This window comes from Haloplanus sp., from assembly GCF_028275055.1.
Taxonomy (GTDB): domain Archaea; phylum Halobacteriota; class Halobacteria; order Halobacteriales; family Haloferacaceae; genus Haloplanus.
Window position 1 is genome coordinate 25,393 of sequence record NZ_JAQCNJ010000049.1, and the last position, 26,238, is coordinate 51,630.

General features: G+C 65.7%; 31 protein-coding genes, 2 tRNA genes and 1 other RNA gene. 22 read left to right on the forward strand and 12 right to left on the reverse strand.

The features are described 5' to 3' along the window. The first annotated feature begins 2 nt into the window (after positions 1-2). Both Q0925_RS06700 and Q0925_RS06705 read left to right on the forward strand, forming a co-directional pair. Complete coding sequence (locus tag Q0925_RS06700; protein WP_414652099.1) at positions 3-701, forward strand: ABC transporter ATP-binding protein; 699 nt, start codon at positions 3-5, stop codon at positions 699-701. A gap of 47 nt (positions 702-748) precedes the next feature. Then, a complete protein-coding gene (locus tag Q0925_RS06705) occupies positions 749-1,117 on the forward strand; it encodes a VOC family protein (RefSeq protein ID WP_299333163.1) in 369 nt (122 codons plus the stop codon). Positions 1,118-1,174: 57 nt separating this feature from the next. On the opposite strand, the gene Q0925_RS06710 is transcribed toward Q0925_RS06705, so the two are convergent. Continuing rightward, positions 1,175-2,101 (reverse strand): HpcH/HpaI aldolase/citrate lyase family protein, encoded by a 927-nt coding sequence (locus tag Q0925_RS06710; RefSeq protein WP_299333166.1) that lies wholly within the window; start codon positions 2,099-2,101, stop codon positions 1,175-1,177. Between the two features lie 176 nt (positions 2,102-2,277). Between Q0925_RS06710 and gatE the strand changes: the two genes are divergently transcribed. From gatE to Q0925_RS06725, 3 genes are all read left to right on the forward strand, one after another. Then, a complete protein-coding gene (gene gatE / locus Q0925_RS06715) occupies positions 2,278-4,146 on the forward strand; it encodes a Glu-tRNA(Gln) amidotransferase subunit GatE (RefSeq protein ID WP_299333169.1) in 1,869 nt (622 codons plus the stop codon). 45 nt (positions 4,147-4,191) lie between these two features. Beyond that, positions 4,192-4,629, forward strand: coding sequence for a MaoC/PaaZ C-terminal domain-containing protein (locus tag Q0925_RS06720; protein ID WP_299333171.1), 438 nt, complete (start codon positions 4,192-4,194; stop codon positions 4,627-4,629). Between the two features lie 107 nt (positions 4,630-4,736). Beyond that, positions 4,737-4,895 carry a hypothetical protein gene (locus Q0925_RS06725; protein WP_299333174.1) on the forward strand — a complete coding sequence of 53 codons (159 nt, stop codon included), beginning with the start codon at positions 4,737-4,739 and terminating at the stop codon, positions 4,893-4,895. Between the two features lie 12 nt (positions 4,896-4,907). On the opposite strand, the gene Q0925_RS06730 is transcribed toward Q0925_RS06725, so the two are convergent. Both Q0925_RS06730 and Q0925_RS06735 read right to left on the reverse strand, forming a co-directional pair. Next, the gene (locus tag Q0925_RS06730) at positions 4,908-5,675 is read right to left on the reverse strand and encodes an RNA methyltransferase (RefSeq protein WP_299333176.1); all 768 of its coding nucleotides are present in this window, start codon (positions 5,673-5,675) and stop codon (positions 4,908-4,910) included. Continuing rightward, entirely contained in the window at positions 5,672-6,244 is a 573-nt protein-coding gene (locus Q0925_RS06735; protein WP_299333178.1) for a hypothetical protein, read from the reverse strand. Before Q0925_RS06735 ends, Q0925_RS06730 begins: the two co-directional genes overlap by 4 nt. A 92-nt stretch (positions 6,245-6,336) precedes the next feature. On the opposite strand from Q0925_RS06735, the gene folP reads away from it, so the two are divergent. The 6 genes from folP to Q0925_RS06765 all read left to right on the forward strand — a co-directional run bounded on the left by folP (position 6,337) and on the right by Q0925_RS06765 (position 11,597). Then, a complete protein-coding gene (gene folP, locus Q0925_RS06740) occupies positions 6,337-7,482 on the forward strand; it encodes a dihydropteroate synthase (protein WP_299333230.1) in 1,146 nt (381 codons plus the stop codon). A gap of 114 nt (positions 7,483-7,596) precedes the next feature. Then, complete coding sequence (locus Q0925_RS06745) at positions 7,597-8,274, forward strand: 6-hydroxymethylpterin diphosphokinase MptE-like protein (protein ID WP_299333179.1); 678 nt, start codon at positions 7,597-7,599, stop codon at positions 8,272-8,274. A gap of 100 nt (positions 8,275-8,374) precedes the next feature. Beyond that, positions 8,375-9,307 carry an RsmB/NOP family class I SAM-dependent RNA methyltransferase gene (locus Q0925_RS06750; protein WP_299333180.1) on the forward strand — a complete coding sequence of 311 codons (933 nt, stop codon included), beginning with the start codon at positions 8,375-8,377 and terminating at the stop codon, positions 9,305-9,307. Then, positions 9,304-9,825: a DUF7122 family protein gene (locus tag Q0925_RS06755; protein ID WP_299333181.1), complete on the forward strand. Its 522-nt coding sequence runs from the start codon at positions 9,304-9,306 to the stop codon at positions 9,823-9,825. The genes Q0925_RS06750 and Q0925_RS06755 overlap by 4 nt, the downstream gene beginning before the upstream one ends. A gap of 42 nt (positions 9,826-9,867) precedes the next feature. Further along, positions 9,868-10,212, forward strand: a complete 345-nt coding sequence (locus tag Q0925_RS06760; protein ID WP_299333183.1) for a hypothetical protein — start codon at positions 9,868-9,870, stop codon at positions 10,210-10,212. A 74-nt stretch (positions 10,213-10,286) separates the two neighbouring features. Next, entirely contained in the window at positions 10,287-11,597 is a 1,311-nt protein-coding gene (locus Q0925_RS06765; RefSeq protein WP_299333184.1) for an amidase, read from the forward strand. Between the two features lie 15 nt (positions 11,598-11,612). Here the strand turns inward: Q0925_RS06765 and Q0925_RS06770 are convergent, their stop codons facing one another. Continuing rightward, complete coding sequence (locus Q0925_RS06770; protein WP_299333186.1) at positions 11,613-12,737, reverse strand: hypothetical protein; 1,125 nt, start codon at positions 12,735-12,737, stop codon at positions 11,613-11,615. Between the two features lie 64 nt (positions 12,738-12,801). Between Q0925_RS06770 and Q0925_RS06775 the strand changes: the two genes are divergently transcribed. Further along, positions 12,802-12,885, forward strand: a tRNA-Leu gene (locus tag Q0925_RS06775). Between the two features lie 724 nt (positions 12,886-13,609). On the opposite strand, the gene Q0925_RS06780 is transcribed toward Q0925_RS06775, so the two are convergent. Together Q0925_RS06780 and Q0925_RS06785 are read right to left on the reverse strand one after the other, a co-directional pair. After that, entirely contained in the window at positions 13,610-13,762 is a 153-nt protein-coding gene (locus Q0925_RS06780) for a hypothetical protein (RefSeq protein ID WP_299333188.1), read from the reverse strand. A gap of 61 nt (positions 13,763-13,823) precedes the next feature. Next, positions 13,824-14,858: a DUF7504 family protein gene (locus Q0925_RS06785; protein ID WP_299333191.1), complete on the reverse strand. Its 1,035-nt coding sequence runs from the start codon at positions 14,856-14,858 to the stop codon at positions 13,824-13,826. 147 nt (positions 14,859-15,005) lie between these two features. Between Q0925_RS06785 and dph2 the strand changes: the two genes are divergently transcribed. Together dph2 and Q0925_RS06795 are read left to right on the forward strand one after the other, a co-directional pair. Then, positions 15,006-16,040: a diphthamide biosynthesis enzyme Dph2 gene (dph2, locus tag Q0925_RS06790; RefSeq protein WP_299333194.1), complete on the forward strand. Its 1,035-nt coding sequence runs from the start codon at positions 15,006-15,008 to the stop codon at positions 16,038-16,040. A 94-nt stretch (positions 16,041-16,134) separates the two neighbouring features. Further along, positions 16,135-16,458 carry a DUF7322 domain-containing protein gene (locus Q0925_RS06795; protein ID WP_299333196.1) on the forward strand — a complete coding sequence of 108 codons (324 nt, stop codon included), beginning with the start codon at positions 16,135-16,137 and terminating at the stop codon, positions 16,456-16,458. On the opposite strand, the gene Q0925_RS06800 is transcribed toward Q0925_RS06795, so the two are convergent. Further along, positions 16,419-16,877: a TIGR00725 family protein gene (locus Q0925_RS06800; RefSeq protein ID WP_299333198.1), complete on the reverse strand. Its 459-nt coding sequence runs from the start codon at positions 16,875-16,877 to the stop codon at positions 16,419-16,421. The genes Q0925_RS06795 and Q0925_RS06800 overlap by 40 nt on opposite strands. Before the next feature lie 96 nt (positions 16,878-16,973). On the opposite strand from Q0925_RS06800, the gene Q0925_RS06805 reads away from it, so the two are divergent. After that, positions 16,974-17,900, forward strand: coding sequence for a hypothetical protein (locus Q0925_RS06805; RefSeq protein ID WP_299333201.1), 927 nt, complete (start codon positions 16,974-16,976; stop codon positions 17,898-17,900). Here the strand turns inward: Q0925_RS06805 and Q0925_RS06810 are convergent. Continuing rightward, positions 17,892-18,389: an NYN domain-containing protein gene (locus Q0925_RS06810; RefSeq protein WP_299333204.1), complete on the reverse strand. Its 498-nt coding sequence runs from the start codon at positions 18,387-18,389 to the stop codon at positions 17,892-17,894. The genes Q0925_RS06805 and Q0925_RS06810 overlap by 9 nt on opposite strands. 112 nt (positions 18,390-18,501) lie before the next feature. On the opposite strand from Q0925_RS06810, the gene Q0925_RS06815 reads away from it, so the two are divergent. The 5 genes from Q0925_RS06815 to Q0925_RS06835 all read left to right on the forward strand — a co-directional run bounded on the left by Q0925_RS06815 (position 18,502) and on the right by Q0925_RS06835 (position 22,136). Further along, the gene (locus Q0925_RS06815) at positions 18,502-18,915 is read left to right on the forward strand and encodes a DUF7548 family protein (protein WP_299333207.1); all 414 of its coding nucleotides are present in this window, start codon (positions 18,502-18,504) and stop codon (positions 18,913-18,915) included. Between the two features lie 54 nt (positions 18,916-18,969). After that, an RNA gene (gene ffs / locus Q0925_RS06820) (signal recognition particle sRNA) lies at positions 18,970-19,279 on the forward strand. Between the two features lie 517 nt (positions 19,280-19,796). Then, positions 19,797-21,134, forward strand: a complete 1,338-nt coding sequence (gene trkA, locus Q0925_RS06825) for a Trk system potassium transporter TrkA (RefSeq protein WP_299333210.1) — start codon at positions 19,797-19,799, stop codon at positions 21,132-21,134. 67 nt (positions 21,135-21,201) lie between these two features. After that, a complete protein-coding gene (locus Q0925_RS06830) occupies positions 21,202-21,783 on the forward strand; it encodes a rhomboid family intramembrane serine protease (RefSeq protein WP_299333213.1) in 582 nt (193 codons plus the stop codon). A 221-nt stretch (positions 21,784-22,004) separates the two neighbouring features. Continuing rightward, positions 22,005-22,136: a hypothetical protein gene (locus Q0925_RS06835; RefSeq protein ID WP_299333215.1), complete on the forward strand. Its 132-nt coding sequence runs from the start codon at positions 22,005-22,007 to the stop codon at positions 22,134-22,136. Between the two features lie 6 nt (positions 22,137-22,142). Here the strand turns inward: Q0925_RS06835 and Q0925_RS06840 are convergent, their stop codons facing one another. Beyond that, complete coding sequence (locus Q0925_RS06840) at positions 22,143-22,352, reverse strand: pro-sigmaK processing inhibitor BofA family protein (RefSeq protein ID WP_299333233.1); 210 nt, start codon at positions 22,350-22,352, stop codon at positions 22,143-22,145. A gap of 438 nt (positions 22,353-22,790) precedes the next feature. Between Q0925_RS06840 and Q0925_RS06845 the strand changes: the two genes are divergently transcribed. Both Q0925_RS06845 and Q0925_RS06850 read left to right on the forward strand, forming a co-directional pair. Next, positions 22,791-23,777 (forward strand): YihY/virulence factor BrkB family protein, encoded by a 987-nt coding sequence (locus Q0925_RS06845; RefSeq protein ID WP_299333217.1) that lies wholly within the window; start codon positions 22,791-22,793, stop codon positions 23,775-23,777. 182 nt (positions 23,778-23,959) lie between these two features. Next, positions 23,960-24,199 (forward strand): CDGSH iron-sulfur domain-containing protein, encoded by a 240-nt coding sequence (locus Q0925_RS06850; protein ID WP_299333219.1) that lies wholly within the window; start codon positions 23,960-23,962, stop codon positions 24,197-24,199. Between the two features lie 75 nt (positions 24,200-24,274). Here the strand turns inward: Q0925_RS06850 and Q0925_RS06855 are convergent, their stop codons facing one another. From Q0925_RS06855 to Q0925_RS06865, 3 genes are all read right to left on the reverse strand, one after another. Beyond that, complete coding sequence (locus Q0925_RS06855; RefSeq protein ID WP_299333221.1) at positions 24,275-24,571, reverse strand: potassium channel family protein; 297 nt, start codon at positions 24,569-24,571, stop codon at positions 24,275-24,277. A 683-nt stretch (positions 24,572-25,254) separates the two neighbouring features. Then, positions 25,255-25,325 (reverse strand) — tRNA-Gly (locus tag Q0925_RS06860). A 48-nt stretch (positions 25,326-25,373) separates the two neighbouring features. Continuing rightward, the coding region (locus Q0925_RS06865) for an NAD(P)/FAD-dependent oxidoreductase (RefSeq protein WP_299333223.1) at positions 25,374-26,238 on the reverse strand (865 nt) is incomplete at its 5' end.

The window sequence follows — 26,238 nt, forward strand, 5'->3', positions numbered from 1 at the left end:
CCGTGCTCGCACTCGACGGGATCGACGTCTCCTACGGCAGCACTCCAATCCTCCGGAATATCGACCTGTCGATCGAGGCCGGCGAGACCGTCGGGATCATGGGCCGCAACGGCGTCGGCAAGACCACGCTGATGAAGACGGTTATCGGGCTTCTCTCCCCGACGGAAGGGACCGTCACCTACCAAGGGGAGGATGTGACCGATCTCCCGGCCAACCGCCGCGCCCGCCTCGGAATGGGGTATATCCCCCAGGGACGGGACGTTTTTCCGGATCTCACCGTCCACCAGAACGTCCGGATGGGCCGGTCTATCAGCGATCACAAATCCGAGAACCTCGTCGACCGCGTCTACGAATATTTCCCCCGCCTCGACGAGCGCCGCGGACAGAAGGCGGGGACGGTGAGCGGCGGCGAACAACAGATGCTCGCCATCGGACGGGCACTCGCAGGGAACCCCGACCTGTTGTTGTTCGACGAACCCTCGGAGGGCATCCAGCCTTCAATCGTCCAACAGATCACGGCGGATATCGGGCGGATGAGCGAGGAACTCGGGGTGACAGTGCTCTTTGTCGAGCAGAACCTCCGGGTGATCCGCGAACTCGCCGAGCGGTGTTACGTCATCGACAACGGCCGTATCGAGACGGAACTCGGTGCGACCGACCTCGAAGACGAGGAGGCCGTCGCAAACTACCTCGCGGTCTAACCCGTTCAGGCATCTTTTTATCGCCGCGCGGCCGAGTCCGGGACGGAATGAACCTCATACACGTCTGCCTGAACGTCGCGGACGCGGACGAGTCGATCGGGTTTTACGAGCAGTTCGGCTTCGAGGAGTCGTGGTCCTTCGAGACGCCGGACGGCGAGACGGAGAATCGTTATGTCGCCGACGAGGACGGCGTCGAACTCCAACTCTCGGAAACCGAGGGCGAAACCGTGTTCGAGAAGGGGACGGCGTGGGACCACCTCGCCATCGGCGTCGACGACGTGGACGCCGTCTTCGACGATGTCGACCACCATGGGGTCGTCGAGGAACCCGGCGACCAACCGGCGGCCGGGGCCCGCACGGCGTTCATCGAGGACCCGGACGGTCACGTCGTCGAACTCGTCGAACCGCTGGACTGACGCGGCGGACGCTGATCCGTCGGCGGTGGAAAAAAGAACGGAAGTGAGCCGACCGACCTACAGGATGCCGGCGGCGCGGGCCGTGGCGACGATGTCCTGTGCCATCTTGTTGGTCGCCTCGTCGACCATCTGGCCGTCGACGGAGACGGCGCCTTTACCCTCCTCCATCGCCTCGGCGTAGGCCTCGACGATGCGTTCGGCGCGTTCGGCGATCTCGGGGTCGGGCGCGAACACGTCGTTGCCGATCTCGATCTGACTCGGGTGGATCGCCCACTTGCCGTCACAGCCGAGCATGTTCGCACGCTCCGCGGACGTGCGGAATCCGTCGGGGTCGTCGATGTCGGCGTACGGGCCGTCCAGACACGGTAGGTCGGCGCTTTTGGCGGCGGAGTTACACTCCGAGAGGGCGTGGTGCCAGTAGTGGCCGCGGTAGTCGGGGAACTGCCCGATGTCCAGTCCGGGCGTCCCCATCGCCGCCGAATAATCACCGGGACCGAAGATGATCGAGGAGAGTCGATCGGAAGCGTGGGCGATGTCGTGGACGTTGTGGATGCCCTCGCCGTCCTCGATCTGGGGTTCGAGACCGATCCCCCCGATTTCCAGTCCGTTGTTCTCCTCGACCTGGGTCAACAGGTTCTCCACGGTATGCACGTCGCTCGGTCCCGCAACCTTCGGGACGATGATGTCGTCGATATACTCGCCCACGTGGCCGACGACCTCGATAATATCATCGTACCACCATTTCGTGTCGATCCCGTTGATCCGATAGGATAGAATCTTGCCCGACCAGTCGTGGTCCCGTGCCGCCTCGATCAGCGGCTCCCGGGCCTCGACCTTGGCGCTCGGCGCGACGGAGTCTTCCAGATCGAGAAAGACCTCGTCCGCGTCGCTGTTCGAGGCACTCTCCATGAAGTCGGGATCACTGGCAGGTGTCGCGAGTTGCGTCCGCCGGAGTTCGACGTCGTCAGCCATGTTTTCAACCATCAAATAAGACTTGCTCGCTTACGGATAAAGATTCCTCAGTGTGCGTACTTTCGCGGCCTGACGAAGACGTATTCGTCCGTTGTCGACAACGGTCGAACCGAAAGGGCCCCGGCGGTCAGGGATCCGTCGTCCGGCAGACTGAACGCTTTTAGGCTCGCCGGGTAGAGGTAGAGATAATGAGCGAGTACGATTACGAGGCGCTCGGACTCGTCGCAGGGCTGGAGATCCACCAGCAACTCGACACCGCGACGAAGCTGTTCTGTGCGTGTCCGACCGAGCGTCGGGACCCCGAGGCGTCGACCCGGCGGTTCTTCCGGTATCTCCACCCGACAAAGAGCGAACTCGGCGAACTCGATCAGGCGGCCGTCGAGGAGAGCCGCGTCGACCGCGAGTTCGAGTATCTGGCCTACGACACGACCTGCCTCGTCGAGGAGGACGACGAACCACCTCACAGAATCGACGACGAGGCACTCGACGTGGCGCTCCAGATCGCCGCTCTGCTCGACATGTCGGCGGTCGATCAGGCCCACGTCATGCGGAAGATCGTCGTCGACGGCTCGAACACCTCCGGCTTCCAGCGCACGGCGCTGGTCGGACAGAACGGCACGATCGAGACGAGTGCCGGTTCGGTCGGTGTCGAAGACCTCCTCTTAGAGGAGGAAAGCGCGGGTCGCATCGAGGAGACCGAGGACGGCGTCCGCTACAGCCTCGACCGCCTCGGCATCCCCCTGGTCGAAATCGGGACGAAGCCGGACATCCGCTCGCCCGAACAGGCCTACGAGGCCGCCGAACGCATCGGTATGTTGCTCCGCTCGACAGGGATGGTGAAACGTGGACTCGGCACCATTCGTCAGGACGTGAACGTCTCCATCGCCGAGGGTGCACGCGTCGAGATCAAGGGCGTCCAAGCGCTCGATCAGATCGACGAGATCGTCCGCCTCGAGGTCGAACGGCAGGTCGAACTCTTAGACATCGCCGAGACGCTCGCCGACCGGGACGCGTCGGTCGGGGGGCCACGCGACGTGACCGCCGTCTTCGAGAACACCGACAGCGGCGTGATCCGGGGTGCGATCGGCGACGGCGGGACCGTCGAGGCCGTCCCACTCTACGACTTCGACGGGCTGGTTGGCCGCGAGATCCAGCCCGACCGCCGGTTGGGGACCGAACTCTCGGACCACGCCAAGCGCCACGGCGCGGGTGGAATCTTTCACACCGACGAACTCCCCGCGTACGGCATTACCGAAAGCGAGGTCGAGGCGCTTCGCGCGGCGGTCGACGCCGGCCCGGACGACGCCGTCGCTATCGTCGCCGACGACACCGAGACGGCCGATCTGGCCATCGACGCCGTCGCCGAGCGGGCGCAGACGGCCACCGAGGGCGTCCCCGAGGAGACCCGGGACGCGACCCCGGAGGCGACGACCCGTTACCTGCGGCCCCTCCCCGGCGCGGCGCGGATGTACCCGGAGACGGACGTGCCGCCGGTCGAACTCGACCTCGTCGACGTGGAGACGCCCGAACTCCTTACCGAGAAGGTCGAGCGCTACCGGTCCGACCACGGCCTCGACGCCGGCCTCGCCGAGCAGGTGGCGTACGGTCGCCACATGCCCCTGTTCGAGGAAAGCGTCGCGGCGGGCGTCGACGCGACCTTCGCCGCCGGCGTCCTCGAAGGGACGCTCACAGAACTCAGCCGCGACGGCGTGGCGGTCGACCGCCTCACGGACGACCACCTGCTCGCCACCCTCCGACTGGTCGAGGACGGTGACCTCGCAAAGGAGGGCGTCGACGAGGTGTTGACGACGCTGGCCGACGATCCCTCCCTCACCGCCGAGACGGCGGTCGAGGTGGCCGGGCTCTCCGGCGTCTCCGAGAGCGAGGTCCGCGAGGCCGTCACCGACGTGATCGAGCGCAACGCCGAACAGGTCGAGAACGAAGGGATGGGCGCGTTCTCCGCGCTCATGGGCGAATGCATGGGTGCACTCCGCGGGAAGGCCGACGGCGAAATCGTCAGCGACGTGCTCCGCGAGGAGATCGGAAAACGGGCGTAAGGGCGGGCGGAACCCACTTCACCTCGGCTCCCGAGAATGGATGCGATGCCGGTCTACCTCGACGAGGTCGATCGTTGGGACGAGGAGTCGCACGGGACGTACGAGGCGACGGAGGCCGAGATGGTCGCGTTCGCCGAGCGGTACGACCCGCAGTGGTTCCACACCGACCCCGAGCGGGCGGCCGACTCCATCCACGGCGACCTGATCGCCAGCGGCTGGCACACCGCCTCGATGTCGATGCGGTTGTTCGTCGACGGCTTTCTCTCGGAGACGGCGACGCTCGGCGCGAAGGGGTTAGACCGGCTCCGCTGGCCGAGACCCGTCGTCCCCGGCGACGAACTCACCGTCCACTCGACGATCCACGGCGTCGACGAGGAACGGGAGGAGTACGGCGTCGTCCGCTGGGGGGTCGAGACGACCGCGAACGACGGCGAGAAGACCGTTCTCGCGCTCGAAGCGTTGGTGATGGTTGATAAAGGGTGATCCCGGTTCCGGACCGCCGGGAACCGGTTTCGCCGAGTCCACGGTTCCGGGAATCGGCGATACGGCTACCCCGCCCTGCCCACACTTTCCGAACGAGGTGGCAACAAATGAGCATCCGTTCGTTCGAAGCGCAAGCGTTCGGCGAACCGCTACGCAACAGTGAACGCCTCGTCGCCGGCTTCGTCGCTCTCGTCGGCGCCGCCGGACACGTCGCACTCGTCTTGACCGCAGCGGTGTTGTTCGCCTTCGTTCTCGGCGTTGTCTGAGGTCGAGGCGCCCTACCACCGGTCCGGTTCGTCGTACTCGTCGAGCAGGGTCTGGCGGTGTTCGAGTTGGCCGGTCGCCCGTCGAAACACCCCTAACAGGGTGTGTATCTCCCGGTCGGTCGGGTGAGCGCGCCCGACGAGACGGCGGACGAGTCGGCGCGTCTTCTCGCGTTTCACGTCCTTATACCCGCTCGCATCGAGAAAGTCGGCAACGAAGCCGTGGAACCGCTCGATATCGGCCTCGTTGGCTCGCTCCCGCTCCACGTCGGGGAGTTGGGTCTCCTCGGTCGTCAGTTCCCGGAGTTCATACAGCAGGACCGTCGCGGCCTGTCCGAGATTGAGAACGGGGTAGTCGGCGCTGGCCGGAATCGAACACACCTCGTCCAACCGACCGAGTTCCTCGTTGTCGAGCCCACGCCCCTCGCGGCCGAACACCAACGCCGTCTGTGTGTCGACCGTCCGCAGGTCGTCGGCGAGTTCCGCGGGTGTCTTGAACGGAAAACGGACGTGTCGGCGGCTGTCCTCGCCGGTGATAGCAGTACAGCCGACGGTGTGATGTGTCTCGACCACGTCGTCGAAGGTCACCGTCTCGGCGTTTGGCAGAACGTCCTCGCGGGCGTGGCCGGCGAAGCCGTACGCCTCCCCACCGGGGTCGAGTTCGGGCGGGTTCACCAGTTTCAGGTCGGACAGCCCGAAGTTCTTCATCGCGCGGGCGATGGTGCCGACGTTCCCCGGCGTCTCGGCGTCGACGACAACCACGGCCGGCCGTTCTGTCGTCATGACGGGTAATCCGTTTCGAGGTCGACGTCGTCGGGATCGAGGTCGGGGTTGAGGTCGACGTCGTCGTCGGCCATGCCCTCGCGGAGGTCGATCGTTCGACCCTCGAACTCCTCGTTCAGCCGGCGGTGGATCTCCTCCGGGTCCGGCGGGTCGGGAAGGGCTTCGGGGTCGGTCTCGACGTGGTCGAGGCCGCCGTAGTCCTCCGGTGCCCGGCCCCCACCGGCGAACCACTCGTGGAACGCGTCACGGAAGGTTGGCTCGCCGCGGTGGCTTTTGCCGCCGGCCTCGCGGTACCAGTAGAGAAAGTCGGCCTCGTGGGTCCCACACAACAGGACCTCCTCGTTGGGTTCGCCGTAGACGATGGCCGCGGGCGTACACCGCTCGACGTGCTCCTCGCCGTGGACCAGATAACAGGCGTCGCAGGGCTTTTCGACGAGGTATGCGAGACGGACGAGCCGTTCCCGTGGCTCCTCCGGGATCCCGTTTAACGGTTTGAATTCACCGTCAGGGGTGAACACCTCGCGTTCCTCGAAGCGCCAGCCGCGAAGCCCGATACTGACCTTTGGCATCGTCCCAACGGTAGGGAGTGCGCGAATAAAAGCGGCGTGTCTTTGCGGAGGCGACCGGGTTACATATAATGCTCGCGTCCCCAGAAAACGGCATGCAGAACGTGGACGCCGCGGGGCTCGGCATCGGCGACGACTATCCACCCCGGATCATGGGTGTGTTGAACGTCAGCGAGGAATCACCGTACGACCCGAGCGTCTTCAACGACCCCGGCGAGGCGGCCGCCTACGTCGATGCGGAACTGATCGACGAGGGAGCCGACATCGTCGATATCGGGCTGGAATCCGCGAACAAGCGCTTCGAGGTGCTGTCCGCCGATGCGGAACTCGACCGTCTCGACACCGCGGTGGCGGCGATGGAAAGCGTCTCCGGTGACGCCGTCTTTTCCATCGAGACGCGCTACCACGAGGTGGCGGCGGCGGCGCTCGACGCCGGGTTCGACATGGTCAACGACATCTGTGGGTTCGCCGATCCGGAGATGCCACGGGTCTGTGCCGAACGGGATGTCGCGGTCGCGAAGATGGCGAGTCCCCCTGACCTCGAACGGCCCGGCGCCGTCGAGGACGTCGACGACATCTACGCCGCCTTGGAACGGGAGGGGCTGACCGACAAGACCATCGTCGACCCCGCGTTCGGGGGGTGGAGCGAGCAGAAGACCCTCGATGACGACCGGGAGACCTTCGACCGTCTCCGGGAGTTCAGGGCCCTCGACCGGCCAATCCTGATCTCGATCAACCGCAAGAACTTTCTCCGCGACATCGCCGACCGCTCGACCGAGGACGCGCTCCCTGCGAGTCTCGCCGCCACCGCGATAGCCGTCGAGCGGGGAGCACACGTGGTCCGGACCCACGACGTGGCCGAGACGCGTGACGCCGCCCTCGTCGGCGACGCCCTCGCCCGGGACCGTCTCCGGACGACCGACGGTGACGTGACGGTCGAGGAACTCGACGTGACGACCGACCGCGAGTTGGCCCGTCACCTCGCCCGCATAGGCGACGACGGGACGGCCGGGGACGGAACGACACAGGTGTTCGAACTCGGGGGACTCTCGTCGGCCGAGTGCGACCGCCTCGTAGCCGCCGCCAGCGGAACGGGGGCGACCGTCGCCGGCGCGCCGGACGATGACAGACGGCTCCTCTTCGGAACTCCGACGGCCATCGCCGCCGTCGCCGACGGGGCTCGTGGCGGATCCGGATCGCTCGATACCGTTCTCGCGACCGTCGCGAGGGTTGTGGAGTAAGAGAAAACTTATGCCGGACGCTTCGAAAAGAAGGGCGTGGAAACCGGGGCGGCACGCGGGTAGGGGTACTTCGTGTCGTACCGGTTGCTGTGGCCTCATTATCGGTGGAGCACCGTGAACTACGCCGCGTGGAGTCCCGTCTACGAGCGGATCCTCGGTGACTTTGGGTTCGACCCCAAAGCCGACGAACGGGCGCGGGACCGACTGGCAGCCAACGTTGACCCGTTCGACGAGCGTCGCCTCGATCGGATCGACGGGGCGACCGTCGCCATCGCCGGAGCCGGGCCGTCGCTCGCCGATGAGACCGGCGTCGCCGCCGGTGCGGACGTGGTGGTCGCCGCCTCCGCGGCGGCGGAGACGCTCGCTCAGGCGGGCGTGGGGGTCGACCTGATGGTGACGGATCTGGACAAGACCCCAGACACCGCCCGCGGGTTGACCCGCGAAGGCGTCCCCGTGGCGGTCCACGCCCACGGCGACAACCGCGATGCGGTCGAGGAGTGGGTGCCACGTCTCGCCGGCGAACACGTCCTCCCGACGACGCAGGCTGAACCCCGTGGCCCGGTCGTCAACTACGGCGGGTTCACCGACGGCGACCGAGCGGCCTTTCTCGCCGACGCCTTCGGGGCCGCCTCGCTTCGGTTCCCCGGCTGGGACTTCGATGATCCGTCGGTATCACCGGCGAAGCGCCGGAAGCTCATGTGGGCCGAGCGACTGCTTTGCTGGCTCGAACGCCGGCGCGACGACCGGTTTGCGGTTCTTGACGGACGGCGCGGCGGTATCGACCCGCTCTGAAGGGTTCGGCGACCGGGCAGGCGACGGAGGGCGGGCGCGGCGGCCTTCCGGCCGCCGCGCGGTCGAAACCCACTAACCGGCCCCCCGCGAAATGCGGTCGATGACTCCGCTGGAGCGGTACGAATCGCTCGTCGACGACCCCGAGGCGTTCCGGGCCGCCTGCGACCGGCCCCTCCCTTCGGTCGTCCGTGTCAACACGATCAAGACAACGGTCGACCGGGTGCGTGAGGCGTTCGACGACGCGGGGATCAGCCACATCCCGACCGACTGGCACCCCGGTGTACTCCGCCTCCCGGAGGCGTCGCCGGGACGTAACTGGCCCCACGCCCACGGCTGGATCCACGGCCAAGAGGAGGTATCGAACCTGCCGGCCGCGGTGCTTGACCCGGACCCCGGTGACCGGGTGTGGGACACCTGTGCCGCTCCCGGAAGCAAGACCACGCAACTCGCGGCGCTGATGGACGACCGCGGCCTTCTCGTCGGCAACGACAACAACCTCGGCCGACTCTCCGCACTCCGGCACAACGCCGAGCGCCTCGGCGTGACGAACCTCGTCGTCACCAACCGCGACGCCCGGAACTTCTCGCTGAAACCGTTCGGAAGCGACGGGGACGACGACGCACGCGTCGACGCCTTCGACGCCGCACTCGTCGATGCCCCCTGCTCCTGTGAGGGGACGATTCGGAAGAACCCCGACGCCTTCGACACGTGGTCGTTGGACCACGTCCACAGCGTCGCCGGGGTCCAGAAGGGGATCCTCCGGCGGGCGGTGCAGGCGACCCGGCCCGGTGGGGTCGTCGTCTACTCCACCTGTACGTTCGCCCCCGAGGAGAACGAGGCGGTTCTCGATCACGTTCTCGACACCGAGGCCTGTCGGCTCGCCGATGTCGACGTGCCACTCGAGGGGGTTGCCGGTGTCACCGAGTGGGAGGGAGCGGAGTACGACCCGAGCGTTGAGCGGGCGCTCCGGATCTACCCACACCACAACGATACGGGCGGGTTCTTCTGTGCGAAACTGGAGGTGACGGGATGAGCGATCCCACAAACGACGGGCAGGTGTTCGACCGCCTGCCGTCGACGAGCGACGACCGCGACGTGGCGGGGCGGGCGACCCGGTCCGAGGTGATCGAGTGGTGGGGTGACCGCTTCGGCGTCGACGCCGAGACGTTCGAGAACTACACCTTCTGGGAGAAGGGCGCGGGGAAGATCTGGGTTTTCGCGGCGGATCTGCCCTCGCCGACGGACGCCGAAGGGATCGGGATGACGTTCCTGCGGACGCGTCAAGAACACTGGAAACCGACGACGAACGCGGTCCAGCGGTTCGGCGGCCGGGCGACGCATAACGTCATCGACCTCGGCCCCGACGAGGCGGCCCGATTCCTCGCCGGTGACGACCTCGACCCCGACTGGGACGGTGACTGGGGCTATCTGATCGTCACACACGAGATGGCGGGCGAACGAGAACCGATCGGCGTCGGGCTCTACGTTCACGACGAACTCCGATCGGTCGTTCCGAAGGGACGGCGAGCGTCGCTCACGGCGCGGGAGTGATCGGTCGTGGCGCTGTCGCGGCACCGACGGCCCGACTCGACGGTGTCCGGCGTCACAGGGGGAGATGCGCTCCGACCGACGACGGCCGGCGGGGGGTCGGCCGTCGTCGTGGAGGGCGAACGGGGAGAGGGGCAGTACGAGCATGGGGACCGTCTGTCCCCACCCGAAATCAAGGAGCGCCGGGACATCAACCCCCGAGCCGCGTTTCCCGCGCCGAAACACCGCCTGCGACTGGGGCTTCGACCCCGCCTCGTCCGGTTGGAGCATTACGACCCCTGCCAACTGTCGAACCTTCGTCCGGGTACGCTCCCCGGAGAACCGGCCGACGCCGGCGACCCTGTCGTCACCGAAGGGCACCCTACCCGGAGCATCCGATCGCGATGCTGAAACGTTGGCGACACCGAGGCGGGTGAGACAGTGGCCCCGAAAGAATATAGCCTGTGCTGTCCGGTGACTGTACGATGTTCCACAGTCCAGACGCCCTCGACCCCCTTGTCCGGTCGCTCCGGACCGGCGACCGGGATCCCACGGCACTGGCCAACGACTGCTGTGATCGGCTCGATGCGGTCGACAACGATATCGAGGCCGTTCTCCCCGAACCCGGGCGGCGAGACCGCTTGACGCGGGAGGCAGCGGCGCTCTCGGCTCGATACGACGAGCCGTCCGAGCGCCCGGCGCTGTTCGGGGTTCCCGTCGGGGTCAAGGATATCTTTCACGTCGACGGCTACGCCACGAGAGCCGGGTCGTCCGTTCCGCTGGCGGCGATCACCGGGTCACAGTCGACGGCCGTCGACCGATTGCTTGACGCCGGTGCGCTCCACCTCGGCAAGGCCCACACGACCGAGTTCGCCTACTTCGATCCGGCTCCGACCCGGAACCCGAACGACCTCGCTCATACGCCGGGTGGCTCCTCGAGCGGATCGGCCGCCGGTGTCGCAGCCGGCGAGTTCCCCCTCGCGCTCGGCTCTCAGACCGTCGGCTCGGTCATCCGCCCCGCGGCGTTCTGCGGTATCGTCGGGTTCAAACCGAGCTACGACCGTATCCCGCGCGACGGCGTGATTCCGTTCTCGCCGTCCGTCGACCACGTCGGCATCTTCACCGGCGACGTGGCCGGCGCGCGCCGGGCGGCCGGTGTGCTCTGTGACGGCTGGGACCCGGTCGACCCCGACGAGCGGCCGATTCTCGGTGTCGTCAAGGGTGCATACACCGAACAGGCGACGGCCGCCGGCCGCGCGGGTGTCGAGGCAGGGGTCGGCGCACTCACCGACGCCGGGTACGAGGTCCGTCGTGTCCCGATGCTCGACGACATCGAGACGGTCAACGACCGCCACGACCGACTGATTTCGGCCGAGCTGTCGCTCACGCATGCGGAGTTGTTCGCCGAATACGGCGACCGCTACGCCGCGGCGACGGCCGATCTCATCGAACAGGGTCGCGAGGTGGGATCGGGCGAACTCGCCGACGCCCGGATGGCGGCCCGCGAGTTTCGCGCCCGGATCGGCGAGCGGATCCGGGAGGCCGGTGTCGACGTGGTGCTCTCGCCGGCCGCCCCCGGCCCCGCACCGGAAGGTATCGACACGACCGGCGACCCCACGATGAACCTGCCGTGGACTCACGGCGGCACCCCGGCGCTGACCGTCCCGTGCGGTCGGGTCGGTGACCTCCCACTGGGTCTCCAGTGTGTCTCGCCGTTTGGCACCGACGAGTCGCTTTTGACCTGGGGCGAGTCGCTGGCCAACGTCGTCGCCGACGTTGGCGAGGTCGATAGCTAGCCCAGCCGAGGCGGGTTACCCGGTCTCGGTTCCGGTTCCACCCGCCGCACCCTCGGACTGTGTCCGTGCCTCCTCGAAGACGGAGGCGGGGAACAGGCCGCTCACCTCGTCGAACGAGAGGGTCTCGATCAGCGCCGATGGCGCGCCGGAGATGAGCACCACGCCGAACTGATTGACGCTGTCGTCGACGGAGACGGAGACGTTTCCGGTCCGGTTCTGAAACGTCTCGACGGCGTCGGCTGTCAGTTCGGTCTGACCCTCGCGGAACTCGGCCTGTGCCTCCGTTCGGCTGAGTTCCCCCGACTCGACCCGTGACTGGATATCGGACTGGAGCTCCTGCAAGGACTCCTCGTCGGGTTGGACGCCGAGCGTGACCGTCACCGGTTCGGCGGAATCGTCGCCGCTGCCCTCCGCGTCGTCGCCCATCTGCTCGGAGATTGCGCTACAACCTGCCATCGAGAGCGCCGTCCCCGTTCCGGCGAGTTGGAGAAACCGGCGTCGGTTCGTATCGTCAAACATTCCTAAAGTAATTGTGGCAGGATAGTAATAAGCCCACCCATCCGGCCGGGAAACCGGTCGACACCCCGTCTCCCCCCGTCGAAGGCCAACGCGAGGAGGCCCGCGCCGAAGACGTAGACGTTCGTCGCTCCCACCCGCGCACGGCGCGGGGAGCGTCGGCGTCCGGCCGGGTTGGACCGCCAGGAACGACCGCGGATCGGAGTCGATCAGTCCGACGATCACCTCGGCGACGATGCGGTATCGGAGACGGGCTTGGCTGTGACCGAAGCGGTAGGCTGCATCCGCAAACTCCACTTCCAGTGGGAGTGGCGTGTACGCCTCGTCGTCGTGGCCGACGGTGAAACGACGACGCTCCCCGCGGACCACCTCGACGACGGCCGGACCGCACACCGTCGGGAGACACTCCTCAAGAACGAGCCACCGGCAGTGCCAACACGCCAACTGCTGGGGGCGCTCGAAGCGGTGTTCCGTGTTCTCGGGGAGCCACTCGGAGATGCGGTCGTGGACGTGCAGCATCGGGTACTGTGACTGTGAGCGGATGTGATTCTCGTCGTTCCGCGGGCCGCCGACCAGCGCCGTGCCCTCACGGTTCCGTGGGAGGTCGGGCCGGTCGTCGGTCACCTCGGAATCGCCGAGCGGGAAACCGCAGGACCGAAATAGCACCCCCTGCAAACCGGTAGTGCGTGCGAGGGTAGCCAAGCCCGGAAACGGCGGCGGACTCAAGATCCGCTCCTGTAGAGGTCCAAGGGTTCAAATCCCTTCCCTCGCATCGAAGGGCTCTACGCCCGGCGCGATAGCCCATCGCTATCGTCAACGATGCGGAAGGCGCTTTGGGAGCGTTCTTCCCTCGCAAAACGTCATCGCAGCTCCAGCGTGCCAACGAGTGACCACGAGGGTTCGTGCTCGGTGCTTCCGAGCGCCGCTCTCGTCGTCAACATGCCGTCAGACCGTCTCGGTCCTATCCTGAGTCGGCCGCTCACCGATACCCGCCTGCAAGGGCCCGATTGAAGCGATAGCTTGCGGCTCGGGGTCCAGTTGTCGAGTGGGTGGCACCGCCCGGCACGGATATGATGACAGGTGATTGTCCGGTCGACTGGAACCGACACCAGCCGAAACTGCTTCCGCTCTTTCATCACCTGTGTCTCAACCCGATACACGGGTCCGTTCGGCCAGGTCGGCCCCACGGGCCTCGCACGCTCCACGGAGGCTACCGTTGTCGTTGTGCGCGACTCACGCCAACCGGGATGCCCAGTTCATGACCTCCGTGGGGAGGAGATGCCGGTCGCGGTCGACTCGATGCGGACAGGACACGCCGCGGCCCGTGAGTCGGCCGGCGACCGGACGCCCGCACCGGTCCGTGCCGGACCGGCCGACTCGCTCCCTCGCCAAGGCACCCGTACCGGCCACGACGACGGCGCGTCAACGGTGGCCACGTCACGTGATGGCCGGGTGAACTCCGAGCGGACGTACGGACCGGACACACCGGTGATGGATCACTCGCGAGCGTCTTTGGCGTTGGACTCCGACTCCGGCTGAGATTCCGATTCGTCCTCCGGACACAACACGTCCGGCCGACGGTTCCGAGATGCTCGCTGCATAAACTCCCTGATTCGCCGCCGGTCGTCCTCGGTGAGGCCGGTTGTCATACGAGTCCCCTGTAACTGTCAGGCAAAAAGAGTTACTATGAGGGCTACCGAGCCGTCCCTATCAGCCCAGTTCTATCGTCTCCACGTATCTGAGAAACGATTCGAGGGCGGGGTTGCCGTGGTACCGCACGGTCGGGCCGTCGGGGCTGTACTCTAGGATGCCGAGGTCAGCGAGTTTCGGCAGGTGGGCATGAGCGAGCGATACACGGACCGCATCCCGGGAGTCCGGGGTCTCCCGGGCCGGAATCGACCGTTCGCGCGCTACCACCGCCTCAACGAGGTCGTCGAACGTCATCGTTCCGCTACCCACGTCTTTCAGCCAGTAGAGCAGCGTTCGCCGCCGCGGGTCTGAGATGAGACTGAGCGTCTGGTCGAAGGAGTAGGGAATAGGGACCGTTTCCGGCCGGTCCGGATCGGTGCTCGCCGTCCCGCCGGGTGGAGCCGTCGAGCGTCGGAAGGAGGGGGCGTCGGCGTCGCTGTCGGCCAACGCTACCCGCCACCCGTCCTCGGCGTCGACCTCGATCACCGCGTCGTACAACGGCCGGAACATGGCGAGGGTCTCGTCGTCGTGTGCCGTAGGGTCGAGATGATGGTGGGCAACCGCGTCGACCGTCTCGCACAGCCCGTTCAGACTGTCGACCAGCGAGATAATCGCGTCACGGTCGAAGGCCTCAACAAGTGCCGTCACGGAGTGGAGACAGAGTTCCGTCGGCTCCGATGTCGGCTCCCAACCGCCGAGCCGTCGTGCGGCCGCGACGCCGAGGTCAACCGGTTCGGCATGCTCGGGCAGGCGGTCCAGTGTGAGCTCCGGAGGCAGGTCGTCGATGTCGCTTTTGGCCGTGGGCCGAACACCCCGACCGGCGTCGATCATGGCCGCTCGCTTGGGGAGTCCCTGTGGAACCCTGCGCTGCCAGAGCGCGAGTCGATCCTCCGGAGACCGGGAGACGGTCACTCCGAGAACGTTCGTCCGGTCGGGTCCGTGTCGGGTCAGCAGAGAGATACAAGCGTCACCCTCGATATCGGACGACGATGCGAGGAGGAGAACGGACGAACAACCCGCGAAAGCCTCGTCGAGACGATCCGGAGGCGTTGCCATCACCGGTCATACGTCACGGATGAATAAAAACGTACTAGCTGACAGATCGGTCGGCCGGACGTATCTCACCTCGGGCCGTGACCCGCCGCGTGGTCGTTGTTCGTGGAGGCGCGGATGTTAAACGGCCTCGCCGGCAACGGGACAGTAATGAGCCAGGACGCGTCCACAGAGGGTGACCTTCGCAACACGGGGATGTCGCTGAAACACGACCGGGAGTGGGATTACGAACTCGACCGGATCGTCGAGGCCGTCGAGGAGCGAGACGCCACAAAGGTCGGCCTCCAGTTTCCCGAGGGACTGAAACGCCGCGGGCCGGCCGTCGCCGATGACCTCCGGTCGCTCACCGACGACGACGTGACGTACATGCTCTCGGGTCAACCCTGTTACGGCGCCTGTGACCTCGACACCTACCTGATGCGCCGGACGGACGTGTTCGTTCACTTCGGCCACTCGCCGATGAAGGAGTCGGACAAGATCATCTACGTTCCGTTGTTTTCGAACGTCGACCCGTTCCCGATCATGGCGGACTCGCTCGATGAACTCGACGTCGGCGACGTGGGGTTGGTGACGACGGCCCAACACATGAACCGCTTCGAGGAGATGCGGGAGTGGCTTGAAGACGAGGGCTTCACCGTCCACACCCGCAAAGGCGACGACCGCCTCACCCACGAGGGGCAGGTGCTCGGCTGCAACTACGCCTCCGCCGACATCGACGCCGATCAGGTGCTGTACGTCGGCGGCGGAAAGTTCCACCCCCTCGGTCTCGCGATGGAACACCCCGACAAGACGGTGGTGATCGCCGACCCTGTCAACAACGTCGTCACCGTCGCGGATACCGAGCAGTTCATGAAACAGCGCTACGCCTCGGTGCACAAGGCGATGGACGCCGAGAAGTGGGGGGTCATCTTTTGTACGAAGATCGGACAGGGCCGCTGGGACGTGGCCGAGTCCATCGTCGAGGACAACGACAATGCCTATCTTATCACGATGGACGAGGTGACGCCGGACCGACTGCGAAACTTCGACATGGATGCGTTCGTCAACACGGGATGTCCCAGGATCACGACCGACGACGGGCCCCAGTTCCACAAGCCGATGCTCACGCCGGGCGAGTACCGCATCGCCGTTGGCGACGAGCCTTTGGACTCGTTGTCGTTCGATACGTTCCACGGAACGTGGTGAGCGACCACGGGCGGTTCCGGGTTCCGCGCCGGCGCCGTGCCCTCCGCTCCCGAGACGGTACGGTCTTTATGATCCCGCCCCGACTCCGACCGTGGTGTTAGATCCCGACTCCCTGTTGGACGACCCCGAACCGACGGGGGAACTGAGCGAGTCGATTCTGGCCCTCCCCGCCGCGACGCTGTGGGCGTTCGTTCTCGCCGCCCTCCTCACACAGGCCGGGCTACTCGGCGCGAGCCTCGGGCTGATGCTCGTCGGGTTCCGCGGGCGGTGGACGGTGGGTGGGGCGCTCATCGTCGTCGGGACGGTCGCACTGCTCGGCGCCGTCGCGATCCAGCGGTGGCACCGAACCCGGACCGCGGTCGGCGGGCAGGAAACGCCTCAGGGACGGGAGCCGGAGTCGGCCTCGGATTCGACGTAGTCGACCGCCGCCTCTGGCGTGTCGACGGCGTCGACGCCGGGCACGTCGTGGGTGCCCAACCCGGCGACGGGCCGGTCGAACACACCGGCGAACCCGAGTTCGGAAAGCGTTCCGGCGCTGCCGTCGATGGCGACGACGGCGTCGCCGTTCATTACGACCATCGCGTTGCGAGCGTGACCCATCCCCGTCGCGACGGCGGTGTCGATGTAGTCGTTGGCGTCGTCGGGGTCGGCCGTCGGTAGAATGCCCATCGTCTCGCCGCCTACGGCGCTCGCCCCGCGACACGCCGCCTCCATGACACCGCTGAGGCCGCCGCACACGACGACGTGTTCCCGGCGGCCGAGCAGGCGACCCACGGTTCGTGCTCGCTCCGTCTCGGTCGGACCGACGGTACTCCCGCCGACGACGCTGACGCGCATGATCCGGGGGTCGGCGGGCACCGATATATGCCTTGCCTGCGGCCGTGGCGCGGTCGACACACCACATTTATGTGGCGGCTACGCCCGGTCATGAGTATGACAGCCACCGGGTCCCTCCGAACGGCGGTCGGCGCGCTCTCGCGCAACCCCGTCCTCGTTCTCGGCGCCCTCGTCTACGCGCTGGTGCTCCTTCCACAACGGGCCGTCCAGTTGGCCGGCATCCCCGTCGCTCCGACGCTACTCCAGTTGGTCACCTTCTTCGTGACACCGTTTATGATCGCGGGCGTTCTCGGCATGGCACGGTCGGCACTCGACGGCGAGACATCGCTCGCCGATCTGACCACCGTGGGTCGGGACCGATACGCCGACCTCCTACTCGCGACGCTCGTCGAATTCGGCATCCAGTTGGCGTTCGGCGTCGTCCTGGTCGTGGTCGCCCTGATCGCGGTCGTCGCCGGCTCCGCGGCCGGCGGCCCGGCGACACTCGTCGCGGCCGCAGCCGTCGTTGTCCTCGTGATCGCGTATCTCGTCGTGCTCTTTCTCATTCAGTTCTATCCGGTCGTCGTCGTCGTCAACGACGCCGGTCCCGTCGACGCCGTCACCGGGAGCATCGATTTCGTCCGGAGTAACGTCGCCGGGACGCTTGGCTACACGCTCATCACGGTTCTTTTGGGCGGTCTCGCTTCCCTCCCGGTGACGGGATTTATCACATACCGGGCGGTGACGAGCGGCGGGGGGCCGCTGGGCGGCGGGAGCGGCGACAATCCCGGCCCCATCGGCGGGGGTATGAGTCCCGACGGCGGTGCGGGCGGCGGGGCCGGGGGCGCTCCGGAGGTGGCGGATCTCCTCGGGGGCGGTGCTGGTCTCGGCCTCTCGACGCCCGAGGTCGTTGCGCTTTCCGTGGCGTCGATGGTGACGACGGCGCTCTTTTTCGCGTTCCGACACACCTACGCGACCGCGTTCTACCGGCACCACGGGCGGTCCGTCGAGGAACGCGTTCTCGGAGACGAAGACCTAGAGTAGGAACGTCTCCTCGCGGTCGGAGAGGTCGAGAAAGGAGTCGGCGGCGTCGACGAGTTCGTCGGCCGTCGAGGAGCCGAACGCCATCACCTCGACGCGAACGCCCTCATGGCGGAGGTGCGAGCAGAGCCGGGAGAAGTCACCGTCGCCGGTACACAACACGACGACGTCGACGTGGTTTGCGAGCGTCACGGCGTCGAGGCTGATTCCAACGTCCCAATCGGCCTTCTTGCTCCCGTCGCCGAAGGTCTTGATGTCTTTTATTTTCGTCTCGAAGCCGATGTCTTGGAGTGCCTCGAAGAACCGCTCCTCCTCGGGTGAGTCGGCCCGGATGACGTAGGCGATGGCACGGACGAGTTCGCGGTCCGAGGCGCTCTTCGACAGCAACGCAGAGTAGTCGATGTTCCGAGAGTAAAGACTCTGTGCGGAGTGATAGAGGTTCTGCGCGTCCGCGAGTACCGCGACACGCTGGTTGGTGTGAATATCCGTCACGCTACCACGACATGGGCGGCCAGCGATTAAATTCCTTGCTCATCGACGTCGCGTCCGTCGCCCGGGCGACGAACGCAGGCCATTTAACCGCCCGGCGGGACCACGGGTGCGTATGCGTACCGAGCAGGTCGCTGCCGCACTTGGCATCGCCGGCTGTGTCGCGGTCGTCGTCTCGCTTGCCCTCCCATACGTGGCCGCATCGGGGTGGGGGACCGCACTCGGGCAGTACTACGCCGCCGGCCCCCTCGGTGTCTGGGGACTGGTCTTTTTTGCACTGGTCGGCATCGTCGTGTTTCTCGCCGGCGTCCGCGGGCGAACGGACCCGACGACTGCGGCGGGCATCGCACTCGCAATCGGTGTCGTCGCGCTCCTTATCGCGCTCGTGTGGGCGCTGTCGGCCTCCCTCGAATCGTTGTTTGGCTACCCCGGATCGTGGATCACCGACCACCGCTGGGCCGTCGTCGCCGTGACTGCCGTCGTCCCCCTCGCGGCCGCGCTGTACACCCGGTCCGTGTTGGCGTCGTGACCGCCCGATGGCGCGCCGAGTCGAAAGGGCCTTAAGACGAAGCGGCATACGTCAACACGGACTAGGTCGGGCAGTTAGGCCCTGCTCGTGACCCGCACTACGGTCTTTAGCGGGGACCGAACTCGGGGGCGTCCGGTCAGACCGGTTCGGGCCTCGGGAGCCAACGTGGAAGCCTCGTCCTTCGGGGACAGCGGTCCACGGCGCGTGTCCGCAGGGATGCTCCGTCGTGGTTCACCGGCGACATCGGGCCAGGCGCGGAAGCGAGCAGCCTGCCGCCGGACGCCCGTCGCTCGACGGATCGCGGGGTGGAGGAGGCGACCGGGACTCCCCGGACTGGAACGTCGGGCAAACCCGCAGTCCACATTCATCACATCCGCCGTGGGTGGCCCCATCGCATACGGTTTCGAACTGCCAGCAGTCACGCGTGGACTGGTACTCGGTATCGTGTGACCGAAAGCCAACGAAACAAAAAGAACCGGTGCTGCTCCGAGCGGAATGCACCGACGGCATCGACCGAGCCAGCAACACGCTCGAACGGTTCTGTAAAAACGGTCGCGACGACGCCTGTGACTACGTCCCGCGGTGAGTTCTCACCCCCCAGAGTTCGTCGACGGCAGGTCCCATCACCGACGGTTATACTCGCTCGATCCGCGGACACGACGGGTCGGACACACGACATACTCGACGGACTCCGAGTCGGGGCTGGGCGGCGTCCCTATCGGGTCCGATTCGGTCGTCCCGCCACACCGAGGATCGACCGCCGGTCACCCGCCCCGTTCCCGTCCGTTCCGGGCCACACCACGCTATGCCCCCGGCCGATGGAAATGCACTTGACCACGCCGTGTAAATGCGTCAAGTATGCATGATGCGGGAGGTCGGAGATGTACGCCGTGATCGTGGGAGCCGGGACGGTCGGATCGTCGATCGCTCGGAGCCTCTCGGAGACCCACGATGTGGCCGTCATCGACCTCGACGGCGGTTTGATCGAGTCGCTGATGTACGACGCCGATATTCTCGGGATCACCGGCGACGGAACCGACATCGAGACCCTACAGGAGGCGGGAATCGGGCAAGCCGACATCGTTATCGCCAGCACCGACGACGACGAGACCAACCTCGTCGTCTGCGGGACGGCCCGGACCGTCGGCGACCCCCTTGCGATCGCCCGGGTAAAGAGTGACAAGTTCGTCCGGACGTGGGAGGCGTCGGCGGGAGCGTTCGGCGTTGACCACATGGTCGCGACGAACCTCTTGGCCGCCGAGACGATCACCCGGATCGTTGGCCTCCCCGCCGCGGGAGACGTCGAGACGTTCGCCGACGGTCTCGTCCAGATGGCGGAGTTCGAGATCGACCCGACGAGCCCGATCGCGGGCCAGACCGTCGAGGAAGCCGACCGCTACGAGTCGCTGACGTTCGCGGCCGTGTTCCGAGAAAGCGATGACGAGGTCGTGATCCCGCGCGGGGACACCGTTCTGCAGGCCGGCGACGATGTCGTCGTTATCGGCAGCCCCGAGAGTGTCCGCACGTTCGCCCACGCGGTCGCACCGGGCGTCGAGAGTGCAGAGAACGCCCTCATCATCGGCGGGAGCGATGTGGGCTACCACACGGCCAGACTCCTCCAGAAACAGGGGCTAACGCCTCGACTCGTCGAGCGCGACCCCGACCGCGCTCGCGAGATTGCGGAGGAACTCGCCGGCACGACCGTTTTAGAAAGCGATGCGACCGACCGGTCCTTTCTCCGACGGGAACATATTGAGGACGTCGATGTCGTCGTCGCGGCCCTCGATAGCGACGAAAAGAACCTTCTCGCCGCACTCTTGGCCGAACGACTCGGGGCCGACCGGACCGTCGCGACCGTCGAGGCGCCCGAGTATGTCGACCTTTTCGAGGAGGTCGGCATCGACGTGGCGATCAACCCGCGTGAGGCGGCCGCGGAGGAACTCACGCGGTTCACCCGCGAACACCGTGCCGAGAGCGTTGCTATCCTCGGAGACGACCGGGCCGAGGTGCTGGAGATCGAAATCGACGCCGACAGTATCCTCGTCAACCGACCCATCCGCGAATCGGTCGCCGACCTCCCGGCCGGGGCGGTCATCGGTGCGATCACCCGCGACGGCGCGTTCGTGATCCCGCGTGGGGACACCGTGGTGGAACGTGGCGATCACGTCGTCCTGTTTGTCGATACAGACTGCCTCGACGAGACGAGCGACAAACTGTAACTGTAAGCTAACGCGCCCCTGACGACGCGCGGCACGCCTATGTCGGGGCCGCCCCAACGGATGGCACATGCGGGATCCAAGCAGTCCGACGGTCGACCTCCTCGTCCTGTTTGGTTTGGTCCACCTGTGCCAGCGACTCGGCGGTGCCGTTGGCCTCGGAACGGCGTGGTTCGCGCTGGCCACACCCGTATCGCGGCCGTGGACGCTCCTCACCGCGGTGTATGCACACGCCTCCGTGGGTCACCTTCTCGCGAACGCCGTGGCTCTTAGCCTTGTCGGCCTCGCGCTCGAACGGGTGACAACCCGTCTGCGGTTCCACGCGTTCGTCTTCGGAACGGGGACGCTCGCCGCACTCGCGGAACTGCTCGCCGGGGCGATTCTGGGCACGTCAGTCGCCGTTCTTGGGGCGAGCGGTGCGGTCCTCGCGTTGTACGGCTACGTTCTCGCCGGAAACCCGATCACCGAACGGGTGCTCGGTGCCGTCGACATAGGCCGCCGTGGCAGAGCCGTTCTGGCCGTTGTCGCCGCCCTCGTCGTGACGGCCCTCACCGCCGGTCCTGGTGTTGCCCTCGTCGCGCATTTTACCGGGTTCGGGATGGGTGTGGTTGCAGGACGGGCGGGGGTGTTGAGGGGGTCGTCGCGGATCTGAGCCCGTGGTCGAAGCCCGTCTCGACCGTCCGACTCTGAGCATCGGCGTCGGGCGAGCGAACACAGCGACTCGACCGGTGGACTCTCAAGTGGTGACGGTGGCGGGAACTTGAGCGGCGTCGGTGCCGAGTGACCCGCGATCCACGAACAACGCGAGACGGGGCACGGGGATCGGTTGCCGAACCCGCCAGCGGTCGCGCCGGAGAACCGTCGAGCGCACCGATGGACGTTGGATGTGGCGGTGCTGGCCGGATCGACGGCGTCGATATCCAGGCTCTCCTGATCCGGCCGGTCGGTCACAACATCAGCCGGGCGGGCGGACGGTTCGACAACACGAACCGTGCCGTACGGTAGACGGTCTCATACGAAAATCACCGGAACTACCGTGGCCGCGAAGGCGACATTCAGCACCGCGAGCAGTATCACCAGAATCGCACCGGGGACCCCTAACACCGCACACACCACGAGCGTGATGAGCGATATCTGTACGCCCAGCCCGACGGCGTTCGCGATGATCAGGATGACGAGGCCCACGACCGCGTTGACAGCGAGGACTCGCAAGGAAACCATGGCCACCAGTTCCGATGCTGTACACTTTGTTAGGAGTCAGTTATCCGACTCTCCCGCACAAGCCCGCCTCAAGCACACCCCTGCTGGGTCGCTCCCCGTCTGCATCCTGACTGCTGCCAGCCTCTGAGGCTCACTGACACCGCCACCGGTGCACGTACACGGCACACGACCACGGGGAACAGCTCAGCCCCGAGCGCGGCCCTACATCCCGCCGTGACCGGTTCACGGACCGTTCTTGACGCGTCCGGACGAGAGCACTTACGTGCACGCGCGTGACCGGCACGGCGGGGGAGCCACTCTCCCCTCCCTGCTAGGTGTAATGGCCGACCGACCCACGCTAACCGGGGCGTTAGGCTCCCGTTTGTTACGGTGCCCGCGCGTGATGCGTGTGGTATGGATGCTCAGTCGGTCATCCTCCGGGTGAGATCCGTTGCCCGCATGTTCAACGACAAGAACGTGACGTTTCTCGCCGGTAGTATCGCCTACAGTGCGTTCGTCTCGCTCGTTCCGTTGTTCATGTTCTTTCTCCTCGGGGTGTCGGTGTTCGGCGCGCCCGAACTACAACAGCAGATAATCGAGGTGGCGACAGACAGCGTCTCTCCATCGGTCGGTGGCGTTATGGAGGTGATGATCGAAGAACAGCGTGACGCCGGTACCGGTTCAACGATCAGTGACTCTCTCATCGGAGCACTCACCCTCGTCTGGGGGGCGAAAAAGGTGTTTCGCGGGCTCGATACGGCGTTCTCGGAGATCTACGAAACGGCTGCCCGGGGGTCGCTTCTCGGCCAGATCAAGAATAGTTTGGTGGTGCTTTGTACCCTCACGCTCGGCGCCGTCGCGATGATCGGTACGACTGCCGTTATCGCAGCCTTCCCGTCGGTCCCGCTGATCGGCTTTGCGGCCCCCTTACTACTGCTTGTCAGCCTCTGTGGCACCTTCTTCCCGATGTACTACCTGTTTCCGAACGTCGATCTGGCGCCACGCGAGGTGGTTCCGGGGACGATGGTCGGGGCCGTCGGGTGGGCGGTTCTGCAGGTGGTGTTCCAGGCGTACGTCTCCCTGAGCGGCGGCGACGGGAGTCTCATCGCAGGCATCCTTCTGTTGGTCACGTGGCTGTACTTCAGCGGTGTCGTGTTGTTGCTCGGTGCTGCGGTCAACGCAGTCGGCTTTGTTTGCACCGACGACCGGCAGGCGTCCTCGGTGCTGGACACGGAGATGACCCGTGGCGAGGCAGCGACACATCTCCAGCGACTCCGCGAGGACCTCACCGGCCGATTTGAGGGAGTACGGTCGGCCGATAACGGACCTGTGGTGAAACGCAACCCGCCGAGGGGTTCCATCCTCATCACCGAATGGGCCCGGGAAACCGAGGAGGGAACGACCCACGAGGTCCGGTTGGAGTGGGACGCGGACAACAACGGCTGAGCCATCACAAGCGGTCACCACATCGACGTAGGCGACCGGCGGACGCGTGTCCCCGCTCATCGGTGTGTTCACCGCCCGTCTCTACCGTCCAATCACGTAATCAGACGGTAGTCGGTCACAACGGGTCCGTGCGTTCGTGTTATTCACCCACAACTTTTGTGACTCCCCACCCTTACTACGTTGTGTCACGAGAGATAACCCACGACGCGAACGGCCCGAAACTCATCGGCGAGGACGAACTGGAAGAACAGGGCGGCAGTGTTCACCTCTGTATGTGTGGGCTGTCGAACGATTACCCGTACTGCGACGGGTCACACACCGCCACCACCGATGAGGACGCGGACACGCGTTACAAGTACGAAAACGACGACGACGAGAACCCCCGCCACGTCGTCGCAGAGATGGTGTTCGAAGAGGACTGAGACGGGAGCGTTTCAACACATCGCAATCCGCCTGTCAGCCCCGACGAGTTTGTCTGCTGAGTTTTACGCGACCCACTACCGCGCCACGCGCCGACCGATGGCGAACACGAACAGGGGGATAAACAGCGCCCCGATCAGCGATTCGATCCCGACGAGAATCCGGGAGAGCGGACTAGCAGGGTAGAAGTCTCCGCAGCCGACGGTAGAAAAGGTAATGACGCTGAAATAGACCCCGTTTAACGTATCAACCGGTGCCGCTCCGGGGGTTGTGAGATCGGTCAGCGTGATACGATAGGTCGTCTCGGGATCGTTCCGTGCGATACCGGCTACCGAATAGATGAGCCCACAGTCAAGAATCAGTGAGCCAGACACACAGAGTAGTCTACGGAGACTCTCACCGTGGCGGTGGAGGTGCCAGTTCAACGTCGAATGGTCTATAACACGGATTACGTCCGACCCCTCGAAGTATCAAAAGAATGATTAGTCTTGACAAAAATCGGACAGCTAAAATCAATCGTCACCGAGGGGAGATGCCCAGCCATCATTACCCCCGGTGACAAAGCTACGACCGATAACGCCCCCACGTTCAACAACTCATCGAAGTAATCCGTGAGGACGGGGAAGCGTTCGACAACGATCCGATACCCTCATCGAGTTTATCGAGGATTCGAGCAGAGCGTGGAAACGGACCGTCCGGAGGGGTGGGTGATCCTGATACCACTAGGTATAATCGGTGATGTGGGTCAGCGAGCAAGGGTGACGGGCGTTGACGGACGGTTCAGTCCGGCGGTGTAGCGCGGGTTCCTGACTCGTTCCGTTGTTTCGGAGCGGTGTTTTGAGGCCCATCGAATGATCACCGTTCCTCACACCGTGACACAGTTGTAGTACCGCGTGAGGGTTCGTCTCCTTTTATCGAGGTGTTTGAGCCGGAAAATATTGTAATCGGGAGCGGTAGCGACCGATGCGCCGGCCGGGATTTGAACCACGGTCGTTTCGCTCGCTCCACTCTCTGGTTCAAATTCCTTTGGGCGATTCTCCTCGCTTCGCTCGGAAAATGCGCCGGCCGGGATTTGAACCCGGGCCATGAGCTTGGAAGGCTCAGGTCCTACCACTAGACCACCGGCGCGTATAATTTGATTCAGACCGGTGGAATAAGGCAGTTACGTTACGGAGTTCAGTCGTCCGCGGAGGCGGTGGCCTCGGTTTCGGTTTCGGCTTCTGCCTCGGTCTCACGGAACGCCCGCGCCTGTTCCCGGAGGGCCTCGGATATCGCCGGCACCTCGTCGGGATCGACTGCGCCCTGCTTTTCGATTTCGTCGACACTCCGCGGGAACGTCCGGAGGTCCATGTGAATGGCGATTCCGGCCTTCGCGCCCTGACCCATGGCGACCGGGATCTGGTTGTGACCCTGTACGAGGTCGCCGACAGCGTAGACACCGTCGACGCTCGTCCGTCCGTGGTCGTCGGCGACGACGGTGCCGTCGTCGTTGCGCTCACAGCCGACCTCGGCCGCCAGCCCGCCGTTGTACTCCGAGCCATACATCGGGAACCCACCGCGATACTCGCGAACCGCGCCGTCCTCGAACTCGAAGCTTTCCAGCCACCCATCGTCGCCGCGGTTCATATCGCTGATCTCCTCGTGGATCACGTCGATCGGATGGGCATCGAGCATGCGCCCGGTTTCATCGCTCCACGTCGGGTCGTCGCCGCGGGTGAGCAGATCCACCTCGTCGGTGAAGTTGAGCATGATCATGGCGACGTAGGCGGCGCTGTCGCCATGACCCATCACGTACACCGACTCGTCGACGAACATGTAGGCGTCACAGTGGAGGCAGTAGTGAAGTCCCCGGCCCGTCGGCGGGAGCGGCGGATCGGGTTCCGCGTCGCTGAACCCCGTGGCGAGAACGACGCGGTCGGCGGCGAGGAGTCCGTTGTCGGTCTCCAGTCGGAGCCGATCGTTGGCGGTGCGGTCGAGGCCGGAGACGAACGCTCTACGGTGTGTCGCGCCGTACGATTGGACCTGTTCACGCGCCGTCTGC